Genomic DNA, 12,438 nt, shown 5'->3' on the forward strand with positions numbered 1-12,438 from the left:
CGTGTTTGGCATTGATGCTGCGTTATCGCCTATTTATGGGGAACAACCACACTACATAGGCTCTGCCTTGCCTAAATACCAAACACACTGCTGCAAAATTAATCACAAAAGGTCAACACGCCCTAGTTACTTATCTCTATGTTTTTGTAACATTTTCATTTCACTGTAGCTGCTGTGTTCCATCATTTGATCCATCATCACTTGCATCATTCTCAGCTGACCTTCCATTTTATTGATACGTTCATCGCCCTCAGTTTCTGACTCTGAATCATCACCACTTTCATTTAGGTCGTTTATCATCCGCATATTTGCACGCATTGAGTTCATATGTTGTTCCATTAGCTGCTCACGCTTTTGTGGATTATTTTCGTTTTCGATCTGTTGCATTAGCGAAAACATTTGCCGCATTTTTGGTTCCATATGCGATGTTTCTTTATCATGCATCATCTTGCCCATCATCATATGGTGTTCGCCTTCGCGTTCATCTTCTTGGGCAACTGCTGTAACAGCAAAAACAGCGGTTATAACCCCCACGATTAGATATCCTTTCATAACGAACTCCTTTTCACAGTCAGTTCATCATGAATAGCATGCGTACCTTCAGCACCTTTGGCAATTAACATTGCTGAGTCAATTTGGCTTTGGCTATCAACAATACCAATTAAACGCACATCGCCTTTATTCGTAATGACTTCGATATTAAATGCTCTGAGAATAGGATCATTCATTAAAGCCATTTTAACGTTTGTAGTTACATCGATATCTAAAACATTGTTAGCCACCGTACTTTTTGGCGGCTTTTCCGCAGCAATTTCTGGGGATTTATAGCAACCAGTTAATTGTGAAACCATCAGTATTGCAACAACACATAGTATTTTTGAAAAGTATTTATCCATTAGGATATCCTCAGTATTAAGTGGAGCGATCACCATCGGCGGTAAAGTGTATTCTTCACTACCTACCATCACTTTATTATGTAAGAGGCTAACGTTCTGTTCGTTATCGAACTCAAAACAACTGTGTGTCAATAATAAAAAGCAGCGATTCATACTGGTCATTACTGCATTCATGTAATTAACTCGCTAATTTGACTGTGTACTGCAGCGCACAGACAACCGCGGCAAATAAGCTAAAACTAAAGCGGTTCATTCAAATCATCGCCTAGTTGGCAACCTCAATATCAGCTCTAAAACACGCCAACACTTTATACTGTCGACCCCATTAAAAAGGATAACTACTATGTTACGTAGCATGAAAGATCTTGAAAATTGCGCTATCGCTGCTACCGATGGTGTGATCGGTAAAGAAAAAGATTTTCTATTCGATGATTTAGCATGGGTGATCCGCTATTTTGTTGTTGAAACAGGTTCTTGGCTATCCAGCCGTCAGGTTTTGATCTCACCAATTGCGGTTCAAAAACCAAACTGGATAGAAAAAATTCTGCCTGTGTTGATCAGTAAAGAACAAGTTAAAAACAGCCCAACTATCGATAACGATAAACCCGTGTCACGGCAAAATGAGGCCAGCTTACTCGATTATTATGGCTACCCTTATTATTGGGTAGGCGAAGGATTTTGGGGAGGCGGTATTTACCCTTATTTATTGTACCGTGACCACCAACACCTCCCACATACAGAAGCAGGTGCACGCAGCGCACAACTAACTCACCATAATGTTAAAAGTGAAGATAATAAAAAAGCAGATCCAAATTTACGCAGTTGCAAAGAGGTTATTGGCTATCATATTAATGCAAATGATGGTGATATTGGTCATGTCTCTGGATTATTAGTAGAAGAAACAACGTGGGCGGTGCGTTATCTGATCATCGATACCAGTAATTGGTGGGGTGGACATAAAGTGCTAGTGCCACCAGAGTGGATCAGCGAAGTATGCTGGCTCGACAATACCATCAGCGTTGATCTCAACCGCCAAGTAATAAAAGATGCGCCAGAGTATGATTATAACCTGCAAATAACTCCCGAGTTTGAAACAGCTATATATCAACATTACGAACTAGCGGGTTACTGGGCAAAAGTAGCCAAAGCTAAAAAGCTGGCAACCAATTAAACAAAACATCCCCCCAAAACGCCAGCTTGCTGGCGTTTACTGTCATCTCACTAACCTTCCTATTTACACTGTGACCTGCGACTAATTCTTGTCTGATATTGGTTGTGTATCGGTGTTTTTTAAATACTGAAATAGCTCACTGTCGGTTGATAATACCAGTGTCGTATTGTCATTGAGTACCAACTCATATGCTTGTAATGAGCGGATAAACGCATAAAATGCGACCGCTTGTGCATTTTGATTATAAGCGTCGGCATAAATCGCCGCAGCTTTTGCATCGGCTAAACCACGGATCTCTTCTACTGCGCGGTATGCTTCTGACTGAATTTTATTTAAATCTCGCTCACGATTACCTAAAATTCTAGCCGCTTCACCTTTACCTTCTGATAAAAAGCGTTCAGCTATTTGCCGACGCTCGCTGATCATTCGCTCATAAATTTTCGGGCGGACACTCTCATTATAATTAATACGCTTAAAACGAATATCGAGTAACTCAATACCAAACACTTTGACTTTTTCTGCCGCTGCATTAAATATATCTTGCTCCACCAGCAAACGACCAATATGTATTGGTACTAAACTTCCGATATCTTGCGCCTTTTCGGCCTCAGTCAATAGCTTATCGCGAAGAGGCTGGCGGTCTTTAGAGGTACGAATAATTTCAATCAGCTCATGTTTAGCAACTGCATTACGTGTTTCACTGCCAAAGATATCATCGAGCCTTGATTGTGCACTGCGTTCATCACCTAACCGTAAAAAGTATTGTAATGCATCTGTCACTCGCCAACGGGCAAACAAACTGACTGAAATATAAAGCTTATCTTTAGTTGGCATATCAGAAGGAGTGCCTTCCCATTCCAGCACACGTTTATCAATTGAGTTTACTTGTTGAATAAATGGCATTTTAATTTTGATACCCGCATCAGTGATAGGGTTGCCAACAGGACGGCCAAACTGAGTAATAATAACTTGCTCTACTTCGTTAACTGTATACAAAGCGTTATTTAATGCCGCTAAAATAAATGCTAATAAAATACCAAGAAAAAACAATAGATAATGTCTCATGCTCACTGGCCTTTAAGTGGTGTTAGATTAAGCAAAGGCAGTACATCTAGCGCACTGCTATCAATGATGATTTTTTCGCTAACTGTGGGCATTACTTTTTGCATTGTTTCTAAATAAATACGCTTTCGAGTCACCTCAGGCGCTTTTTCAAACTGAGCAAATAAGGCGTTAAAGCGCAGCGCATCACCCTGCGCTTCATTTACACGTTTTAGTCGGTAGCCATCAGCCGCACGGATACGTTGGTCACGCTCACCTTCAGCCAATGGAATAATGCGATTGTAATCACGTCGCGCTTCGTTGATCAGCTTTTCTTTTTCTTGTTGCGCTTGGTTTACTTCATTAAAAGATGCTTGTACGGCTTTTGGTGGATTAATATTTTTTAGCTGCACTTGGTCAATGCTGATCCCCATCACATATTTACTCGCTAATGCTTGCATCTTACGCAGTGCTTCAACTTCAATCTCTTGACGACCAATGGTAATAACTTCATCAACGGTACGATCGCCGACTACTTCTCGCATCACCGATTCTGATACATAGCGCAAGGTACCGGCAGGATCACGCACTTCAAACAAATAATTTTTAGGATTTGCAATACGATATTGGATCACCCACTCAACAAGGGCTGTATTTAAATCGCCAGTCACCATTTGCGTTTCGCCCAATTGATTACGTAACTGCACGTCACGGCGCTTGCCAGTAAAGAATATATTATTATTAATAGTCACATTTTGATTAGGATCGGTTGCGCCGGGAGTAGAAAAGCCAAACTCTTGTTTTAGTTGGCGTTTGATTGGCACAATATGAACTCTATCGATACCAAGAGGCAGTTTAAAGTGTAAACCCGATGGTAAAATAGTGCTAAATTTGCCAAATCTTAATACTACCGCCACCGAATCACTGGGTACAGTAAACAAAGCGGTGTATAAAGCACTAAAGCAAAACAGCACTGCTAAAATAACAAAGCTGGTTTTATACTTGCCGTTGGGAAGCCACAACTGATATTTACCTAGCCGTTTAATTAGACCATTACTTTCATTATTTTTGTCTTCTGTTATTAATGACATAGCGCTCTCAGTAGCCTTAAACAACAAGAATATGAGCCCTCACCAACGAGTGAAGAACCACAAATAGTAGAGAACATCTATTATCTAGCTCCTTGTATATTTATCGAATCTACCTGTCGATAATGCCACTCAATCCTTAATTAAGCTCAAATAATGCTTTGCGAAAACTGGTTAGATAATTAACGACTCTATTATTTTTGCTGGGGTTTTCTGTATGATTTTTTCGTGTCAGGTTCTAAAGCTGCGCGCTTGCTTGCCGCTTCTTTTTTTAGTGTTTCAGCAGACTTTTTATCATCTACTTTTTTATCATGAGTTGGATTTTGCATAGTTGCCTCAGAGTTCTCGCCTCTCACGTTAATGTAAAAGGCCGAGATTTAAAGCCTAGTTTATAAAGCTCCCCAACTCTGTGCGCTACAACACTTAAATACTATATTTGGTTTTATTTTCGCTGGGTGCTCAATGGACGCTGATTTATCACTACTATGCTCGCGACCTGTATGAACGATGGTGTGATAACTGGAGGTTAGAAACCTCAGGCTAGCCGATTATGTTTCGTGAAACCTATGTTAGTTTTATTTTAAATTCTTCTGATGTTTACGAAACTCTTTTACTTTCATATCACCTAACTCCTAAATAGGTGTCTAGTTTATAGCTACTGTAAATTTTGAAAAAATTTGTATCAGCCCTTTTTATATCTGACCAATGTTGTTACATCATGAGTATAATTCGCCTCAATAACTTAAAAGTAAGCCTCTGAATAAGTTTATCTTTAGATAACAACGACAACTCAAACCTTAACAAAAACATATAAATAAAGTGCAATCTGCTGTTATACTGTTTTTATTCACAGAGGGTCTTATTCTAGTATGGTTACAATTAAGCAAGTCGCTGTTCACGCAGGTGTTTCATTTAAAACTGTATCGCGAGTGGTCAATAATGATCCAACAGTCAAAGATATTAACCGCGAGAAGGTTCTTAAAGCGATAAAAGAATTAGGTTATCGTCCTAATCGTGCGGCAAGTTTAACGCGACGTAAAAACTCAAACATTTACGCAATTATTGCTGATGAACTGCTTAGTGTTCCTTATACTTTTGATATTATTCGTGGTGCCCAAGAAATTGCGTGGCAGAAAAATAAAGAACTGTTGATCCTCAATGTTAACGAAACCCAAGCGAGTATAGACAGAGCTATAGAAAGCCTTTTAGAGTATCGCGTAGAGGGCGTTATATATTCAGCAATGTATCATCGCCAAGTTGTGGTAGCTGATGAACTAAAAAAAATACCAACAATTTTAGCTAACTGTTTTCCTGCTTTGAATAATTTCCCTTGTGTAGTCCCTGATGAACAGCAAGCAGGTGAAGATATTACCGATGCATTAATATGCAAAGGCTATCGCCGCATTGCTTTTTTAAACTTAAATGAGCATATAATTGCAGCCAAAGGTCGCAAACAAGGCGTTATAAATTCATTTAAAAAGCACGGCTTACCACTCGATGATTTACTCATTGAATCGGTGATTATTGGTCAAGCCGATGGTAGTGAGATTTCTACTTCGAGAGAGTCTGCAGCGAGAGTAATAGACGAGTTTAAACCTGATGCTATTATTTGTGGTCAAGATCCCATGGCGCTAGAAATTTACTTTGTTGTGCATGATAAAGGAATGATCGTTGGTAAGGATATTGGTATAGCAAGTTTTGATGATTGGGGCAGTATTCCACAATTATTACAACCGAATTTAACTACCATGGCATTACCCCATCATGCAATGGGACGTTGGGCAATGGAATACCTCATAGACCAGCGTACTGATATTGTTCATCACAGCCTACCGTTTAAATTGATTGCTCGTGATTCGTTTTAATAACATCTTTTTTTAATGTAAAAAGCGATAATACAATAAACACACAGATAACCAAACCCAAATACTGGTAGGCTAACGCAAAGCCTACATGATCATATACAACACCTACCGCGACGGCTAACATTGACGCCACCAATTGCGTAGTAAATTGAAAGCCAATGATATAGATCATCGCTGAATAGCGCGCATCAAAATGCATATTGATATATTTAAATAACGCAATCAGCATCAGCGGTAATTCAATGGCGTGTAATAATTTCAATAAACTAATGCTGATAGAGTCACTAACAATCCCCGAGCAATATATTCGTATCGCCATCAATACACCACTTAACAGCAACGAATTTTTAATGCCCACATAATTCACCCATTTAACAGCTAAATACAAAATAGCCGCTTCAAGAATAACTTGCGCTGAAGTTAAATAGCCAAAAAACTCTCGACCTTGCTCTGGGGTGTCAAAAAAAGAGGTGTAATAAATAGCAAATTGCTGATCAAATACCGCATAAATACAACTAACACCGATCACAAATACACTTAAACGCCAAAGCCCTGCGATTTTAAAAAATGCTGTAAGCTGTTTTACAGGAGAAAAAGTTCGAGAAGGCGCTATTTCACGCTGATTTTGTGCGACCTTAACAAAGGCTAAAAAACCCATTAAGCAAACCGCCGCAATGCTTGATAACCAATAATTTAAACTAGGAGATAAATTAAAGGATAAACCGGCAAAGTAGCTTGCCATAGCCCAACCCAGTGACCCCCACATTCGAGCTTTACCAAATTCAAAGTTGGTCGAGCGACTTTGTTTATCAATATAACTTTCAAGCGTCCCTACTCCAGCTAAAAATGCACATGAAAAAACGGCACCGCCTAAAATAGCAGCCAGATAAAACTGCGTTTGTAGTAGTGGCGCGTATACAAAACTTACAAACGGGCCAATCAATATGATGAAAAATGCAATGAAGTAAAGCAGTGTTTTTTGTAAACCGAGTTTATCTTGCAAAATGCCGTAACAAGGCATCACGAGTAAAGCCATGATGGAATTAATGCTAAAGATAATCCCGACTTTAGCACTATTGAGGCCGACTTCTTGACTAAGCCAAATAGGAAATAATGAAAATGAAAAAGACCATGCCATAAAATAAACAAACAAAATGACACTTAATAGTCGATAATTGCTACTCATATATCGCATAGCCTTAGAGAAGGATTAATGACTCTATAATAATATAGAGTCATTTTGGAAGTTATTTTTCTATTGCTATATTATTTAACTTAACGTCACTAAGCGACAAAGGCTGCTCAGCACTCACTTGTATTTTATTGTAAGGAGAGGTTGGAAAAACAATCGACGTCATAGAGCTAACCCCTTTATTTACAAACACTTCTACCGACGCTTTATCTACCCATATCTCAACATCGTAATACTCAAGGCCTTTTTGTAATGGCGCTGTTTGTAAAGAAGCAAACCCATCTTCAAAGTCTTTTAAACCCGATTGTCTACGGTCAAGTACAAGTTGTCCTTGAGCTGGGTTTAACTGCAGCTTAGTGTATTCACCTTTATCAGAGCTAAGCACAATATCAGTAACTTGCTCAGCGTTTGATAAACTAAAGCTCACCTTAAATTGCCCAGGTTCGACAGTAAAAAGCTCATCTAACTGGTAGCTATTTGTGCCAGTTAGGATTGCCTTTTGCTGTGTGTTACTCAGTAAACTATCGAGTTCTTTGATAGGTTGAGATGCCAAACGCACGCCTGCTGGCGTTTGTAATAACTTTAATTCTCTGGGAATCGTCATTGCACTGCGCCATACCTCAGTCGGTACTTGGTTTGCGTATTGCCAGTTACTCATCCATCCCATAAATAAGTGTCTACCGTCTTGAGCATCAGAAAAAGTCACGCCAGCATAATTATCTGTTCCGTAGTCTAGCCATATTGACGGTTCATACTTTTCTTTTGCTGCTTTATCAGAAAATACGATATCAGCAATTTTTATATGCCCCCAATCACCTCGTTCATTGTCTACCACTTTAATATAAGCTTGCTGGCCTTTTAATTGACTCACGTTCCAAGAACGCTCGGTCATTGTACCTGTATTGTTTCCGCTTGCGGTTTTAACTATTTCACCATTAACTAACAACTGTATTGCGGTACTGTTATGATGCTTTCCGCCTGCAATTTTAAAGTTAATGAAATCATGATCAATCGCAAATGATTTTGAGGTTAAGGTACCAATTGCCTCATCCGAGCCTTTAAAAGAACTGGCAATGGTATTTGCTGGTTGATCATTTACTATATGAAATGCTTCACCCGATACTTGCCAATTTTTTAAGCCATTTTTGAAGTTAGAAAAATCAAGCCCTTGAGGGAAAACGGCAGGTGTTGTTGTAAGCATTTTTTGATAATCGCTATCCAACACAAATTTTTCACCGTCGAAATCGCCAACAAAATATTGTGTACCAGAGCCGCCATTTGGCGCGCCAGGGTTAATACTCACTAATAAAACATATTTATATTCATCGGTGCCTTCAATACGCACGCGAATAAGATCTGGACACTCCCATACACCTGCGTGACTTCCCCAATCAGCGCCAAAGTTACTTTCAAATTGCCATGTTTTTAAATCTTTTGAGCTGTAAAAGCCGATATGATCATCTTGCGCTAATACCATGACCCATTGCTGAGTATCTTCATGCCAACTTACTTTAGGATCACGGAAATCGCGGATCCCAGGGTTTTTTAATACTGGATTATTAGCGTATTTTATCCATGTACGGCCTTTATCGGTGCTATATGCTATACCTTGCGTTTGAAAATCAATCGCCCCTTGTGCCGCCTTTTTATCATCGTGATAGGTAAATATAGCCACTAATGGTGGGTTTTCTTTACTGCCAAAGCCGCTGCTATTTTGCCAATCAACCACCGCACTGCCAGAGAAGATAGTACCGTGCTCATCAGGAAACAACTTAATTTCTTGATGCTGCCAATTAACCATATCTTTACTAATTGCATGTCCCCAATGCATTGGCCCCCATACCGATGAGTCAGGATTATGCTGGTAAAACAGATGATATTCGCCTTGGTAGTAAACCATACCATTAGGATCGTTCATCCAATGCTTTTCAGGAGTAAAATGAAAAGCAGGTCTAAACGCCTCTTTGCTCGGTTTATCTGCACCCTTAAGGGCTGTTTGTTCAGTTGGGTTTGTCATGCTACATGCTGCCAAAAATGATGAAATTAAAACTAAATTAACGGTTCGCATCTAATGCTCCATGCTTATTATTGGTATCTAATGAAATTGCTTCTAAAGAACGTCCTTTTGTTTCTGGCATAAACCACGCAACAAAAATCAATTGCCCTAACATCATTAAAGTAAAGAAAGTGAATACTTCAGTGGCACTAAAACGTTCTAAGAAAAATGGCATAAGTAAAGTGATTGCTGCGGCAAAAAACCAATGCGTACCGGAGCCTAAAGACTGCCCTTTTGAACGTACTTTGTTCGGGAATATTTCTGCAATGAAGACCCAAATAACGGTACCTTGGCCAATAGCATGAGCGGCAATAAACACAAATACAAACGCTACAACCGTTAAGCCTCCAGAGTCAGTACTAAATGCCCACGCCACAACAGAGAGGGAAATAACGTAGCCAATTGAGCCGATATACATCAGCGAACGTCGGCCAAATTTATCAATCAACGATAAACCAAGCATGGTAAAACATAAGTTAACCACGCCAATTCCAGCGCCTGAAAGTAAGGATTGATTTACATCCAATCCTGCAAGTTCAAATACGCGCGGTGCATAATAAATAATAAAGTTGATGCCAGATAATTGATTAAATGCGGCAAATAAAAATGCAAATAAAGCCGCCTTATTGTAACTACCACCAAATAGCTTTGATTGACTGTTTTGTAACTTGTCGCGTTCAATGTCATTTAATACTTGGTCTGGGTTTTGTTCACCTAAAGTCACTAAGATTGAACGCGCTTTAGCTTTTTCGTTTTTCTTTTGCACTAACCAACGTGGGCTTTCAGGTGCCTTAATGATCATTAATAAATAAGCTAAGGCCGGTATTGCCTCCACGCCTAACATTAAACGCCAGTCAATTGCTGATGTTCCTGCAATTAAAAAATTAGAAACAAACGCAACTAAAATACCAAATACAATTTGAAACTGATAAAGCGCGACCAAACGCCCACGGTACTTAGCAGGTGCAATCTCAGAGATATAAGCAGGTACAACAATTGAAGAAATACCCACTCCCACGCCACCAATAAACCGTAGTAAGGCGAAGCTATATGCGTCAGGTGCCATGGCGGAGCCAAGCGCCGAAACTAAAAACAACACACCGACTAAAATCAATGTGGGTTTTCTACCCCACTTATCGCATGGGTAATTACCAGTTAAGGCACCAAGTAGTGTTCCCCATAAAGCTGAAGACATAATAAATAAGCCATGAAATAACGAGCTCGTATTCCATAATGCTTGAATAGGTTTATCCGCACCGGATATAACAGCAGTATCAAAGCCGAATAAAAAACCAGCAACTGCAACAGTGACTGACCAGTAAATAATTTTTTTCATAATCACTCTTAAAACTTAAAGCTTAAAAGGTGGGCCGAAACCCACCACTATTAATAACCTGGGTTTTGTGTGTACGACCCACCACTTAAAATAATTTGCTGGTTTGGAATAGGTAAATACTCATGCTTACCTTTAGTGAAAATAGCATCGACTAAATAAGGTTTACGTACAGCTTCAATTGCCAAGTAACTATCAATAGTTTCTTTTGCTATTCCCCAACGCACTAAGTCAAAAAAGCGATGTCCTTCAAGCCCTAACTCTAAACGTCGCTCAAAGCGCAGTGCTGCTCTTGCTTGTTCTTTAGAACCAAAACTTGTATATAAGCCAATGTTATAAATACTCGCGTTATGCAATTTATCGGTGCTTTGTTTAGCGCGTTCACGAATACGGTTAATGATTGGCAATGCTTCGTCATATCTGTCTAACTCAATTAATGCTTCTGCTTTCCAAAGCAATACTTCAGCGTAACGAATGAGTGGTGTATTTAATGAAAATATAGGAAAAGGGCCATTCTCACCACGACAACTACAGTCAGGGTGTTCAAGATCTTTCATTGCCGTAAAGTTGCCATATATACCAGGGGCACGTGCCCAGCTATCACCGCCATGGATCAAATTTTCGTCATACTTAAATGGTTTACCTTCCATTGCCACAGTGTGATCTAGGCGAGGGTCAACTGAGTCAGTCGTCATGTCATAATTAAAGTCGTTAAAAGAGCCAAATAACGGCAAGCCTTGTTGGTCTGTTTTAAACGCATTAACAAAATTTTCTGTTGGTACATGAAAACCACAACAGCCAAAACCACCAGCCATTGGCGCATTTAATGCACTAGGCCAGCTACCACGTCCATCTGGAGAGCCATCATTTAGAGAGCGCTGAATAGCAAAAACTGACTCTTTACCATTCTCACTTTCAAACAAGAAGTTATTCGCGTAATCATCAAATAAGCCATAGACGCCAGCCTCTTCAATTTCATCAACTAGGGCCACTACTTTTACAAGTTTATCTTTATTAATATTGATAACTTCATGTAGCTCATTCTGCTCATACGCTTGGTAGAGCAATGTTTTAGCTAGATATGCCTTAGCTGATAACGCTGAAGCGCGCCCTACATCTTCTTGGGTTTGTGGTAAATTGTTTGCAGCAAACTCAAAATCTGCGGCAATTTTATCCCATAGCTCCTGATCGCTCAGCTCACGATTAGTAGCGCTAAGAATTTGATCTTGAGTCATTGTTTCATCAATCCACGGGATATGCTTATGATGTATTTTTAAATCAAAGTAGAAAATACTGCGAATGAACCGCAGTTCGGATTGTTTTGCAGCACTGTTTTCAATAGCATCTGGCGCATTTGCGATTACCGCTAATGCTGAGTTTGCTCTTGAAATACCGGTGTAATTACGTACCCACTTCTTATTATTCAAATCAATCAAATCTGGCGGGAAAGACTCCATATCAGGCACTATTGGTTGATATAGAGACAAAGCATGATAAGCAAAGATATCACCAGGTCCATTACCGCCTTTGTGAGCGTCTCCGGCACGTAAGTTTCCTGTCGGCCATAAAAAGTTAGGGGCAGTATAATGATCATTGCCTAGATATGAGTAGGCAGCAATGACCAAAGCATCTATATTTTCACTGTTAGAAACTTGCTCTTCGGTTAATACCCCAGAAGGTGCAACATCAAGATCAGAACCACCACACGATGCTAAAGAAAGCGCGAGTGTAGCTGCTGTAAATAGTGTTTTAATTTTATTCATAATATGTGCTCGTATCGTTGTCGTTTTAATAAA

11 protein-coding genes are annotated in these 12,438 nt (G+C 39.5%); 2 read left to right on the top strand and 9 right to left on the bottom strand.

What is annotated here, in order from left to right:
- Positions 1-126: 126 nt before the first annotated feature.
- Together H5162_RS12660 and H5162_RS21265 are read right to left on the bottom strand one after the other, a co-directional pair.
- Entirely contained in the window at positions 127-552 is a 426-nt protein-coding gene (locus tag H5162_RS12660; RefSeq protein ID WP_145242837.1) for a hypothetical protein, read from the bottom strand.
- Positions 549-1,070, bottom strand: coding sequence for a BON domain-containing protein (locus tag H5162_RS21265; RefSeq protein WP_218939791.1), 522 nt, complete (start codon positions 1,068-1,070; stop codon positions 549-551). The genes H5162_RS12660 and H5162_RS21265 overlap by 4 nt, the downstream gene beginning before the upstream one ends.
- 169 nt (positions 1,071-1,239) lie before the next feature.
- Here H5162_RS21265 and H5162_RS12670 point away from each other — a divergent pair, with 169 nt between their 5' ends.
- Entirely contained in the window at positions 1,240-2,067 is an 828-nt protein-coding gene (locus H5162_RS12670) for a PRC-barrel domain-containing protein (RefSeq protein ID WP_145242835.1), read from the top strand.
- A gap of 81 nt (positions 2,068-2,148) precedes the next feature.
- Here the strand turns inward: H5162_RS12670 and hflC are convergent, their stop codons facing one another.
- The 3 genes from hflC to H5162_RS21400 form a co-directional block, all read right to left on the bottom strand.
- Positions 2,149-3,132 carry a protease modulator HflC gene (gene hflC / locus H5162_RS12675; RefSeq protein WP_182778676.1) on the bottom strand — a complete coding sequence of 328 codons (984 nt, stop codon included), beginning with the start codon at positions 3,130-3,132 and terminating at the stop codon, positions 2,149-2,151.
- 2 nt (positions 3,133-3,134) lie between these two features.
- A complete protein-coding gene (gene hflK / locus H5162_RS12680) occupies positions 3,135-4,199 on the bottom strand; it encodes an FtsH protease activity modulator HflK (RefSeq protein WP_182732215.1) in 1,065 nt (354 codons plus the stop codon).
- Between the two features lie 191 nt (positions 4,200-4,390).
- A complete protein-coding gene (locus H5162_RS21400) occupies positions 4,391-4,525 on the bottom strand; it encodes a hypothetical protein (RefSeq protein WP_257326201.1) in 135 nt (44 codons plus the stop codon).
- A gap of 540 nt (positions 4,526-5,065) precedes the next feature.
- Here H5162_RS21400 and H5162_RS12685 point away from each other — a divergent pair.
- Positions 5,066-6,061: a LacI family DNA-binding transcriptional regulator gene (locus H5162_RS12685; protein ID WP_145242830.1), complete on the top strand. Its 996-nt coding sequence runs from the start codon at positions 5,066-5,068 to the stop codon at positions 6,059-6,061.
- Here H5162_RS12685 and H5162_RS12690 read toward each other — a convergent pair.
- The 4 genes from H5162_RS12690 to H5162_RS12705 all read right to left on the bottom strand — a co-directional run bounded on the left by H5162_RS12690 (position 6,033) and on the right by H5162_RS12705 (position 12,405).
- The gene (locus H5162_RS12690) at positions 6,033-7,247 is read right to left on the bottom strand and encodes an oligosaccharide MFS transporter (RefSeq protein ID WP_182778678.1); all 1,215 of its coding nucleotides are present in this window, start codon (positions 7,245-7,247) and stop codon (positions 6,033-6,035) included. The two genes, H5162_RS12685 and H5162_RS12690, sit on opposite strands and share 29 nt — an antisense overlap.
- A gap of 61 nt (positions 7,248-7,308) precedes the next feature.
- Positions 7,309-9,321: a glycoside hydrolase family 32 protein gene (locus H5162_RS12695; RefSeq protein ID WP_182778680.1), complete on the bottom strand. Its 2,013-nt coding sequence runs from the start codon at positions 9,319-9,321 to the stop codon at positions 7,309-7,311.
- The gene (locus H5162_RS12700; RefSeq protein ID WP_145242824.1) at positions 9,308-10,645 is read right to left on the bottom strand and encodes a sugar porter family MFS transporter; all 1,338 of its coding nucleotides are present in this window, start codon (positions 10,643-10,645) and stop codon (positions 9,308-9,310) included. Before H5162_RS12700 ends, H5162_RS12695 begins: the two co-directional genes overlap by 14 nt.
- 50 nt (positions 10,646-10,695) lie before the next feature.
- On the bottom strand, positions 10,696-12,405 hold the full coding sequence (locus tag H5162_RS12705; RefSeq protein WP_145242822.1) for a RagB/SusD family nutrient uptake outer membrane protein: 1,710 nt from the start codon (positions 12,403-12,405) through the stop codon (positions 10,696-10,698).
- Positions 12,406-12,438 lie beyond the last annotated feature (33 nt).

It is taken from the genome of Pseudoalteromonas sp. SR41-8 (assembly GCF_014163915.1).
Taxonomy (GTDB): domain Bacteria; phylum Pseudomonadota; class Gammaproteobacteria; order Enterobacterales; family Alteromonadaceae; genus Pseudoalteromonas; species Pseudoalteromonas rhizosphaerae.

Bases quoted from the DNA above. Each gene is read 5' to 3' on its own strand.
- H5162_RS12660 (WP_145242837.1), bottom strand. From the start codon at position 552: ATGAAAGGATATCTAATCGTGGGGGTTATAACCGCTGTTTTTGCTGTT.
- H5162_RS21265 (WP_218939791.1), bottom strand. From the start codon at position 1,070: ATGAATGCAGTAATGACCAGTATGAATCGCTGCTTTTTATTATTGACA.
- H5162_RS12670 (WP_145242835.1), top strand. From the start codon at position 1,240: ATGTTACGTAGCATGAAAGATCTTGAAAATTGCGCTATCGCTGCTACC.
- hflC (WP_182778676.1), bottom strand. From the start codon at position 3,132: ATGAGACATTATCTATTGTTTTTTCTTGGTATTTTATTAGCATTTATT.
- hflK (WP_182732215.1), bottom strand. From the start codon at position 4,199: ATGTCATTAATAACAGAAGACAAAAATAATGAAAGTAATGGTCTAATT.
- H5162_RS21400 (WP_257326201.1), bottom strand. From the start codon at position 4,525: ATGCAAAATCCAACTCATGATAAAAAAGTAGATGATAAAAAGTCTGCT.
- H5162_RS12685 (WP_145242830.1), top strand. From the start codon at position 5,066: ATGGTTACAATTAAGCAAGTCGCTGTTCACGCAGGTGTTTCATTTAAA.
- H5162_RS12690 (WP_182778678.1), bottom strand. From the start codon at position 7,247: ATGAGTAGCAATTATCGACTATTAAGTGTCATTTTGTTTGTTTATTTT.
- H5162_RS12695 (WP_182778680.1), bottom strand. From the start codon at position 9,321: ATGCGAACCGTTAATTTAGTTTTAATTTCATCATTTTTGGCAGCATGT.
- H5162_RS12700 (WP_145242824.1), bottom strand. From the start codon at position 10,645: ATGAAAAAAATTATTTACTGGTCAGTCACTGTTGCAGTTGCTGGTTTT.
- H5162_RS12705 (WP_145242822.1), bottom strand. From the start codon at position 12,405: ATGAATAAAATTAAAACACTATTTACAGCAGCTACACTCGCGCTTTCT.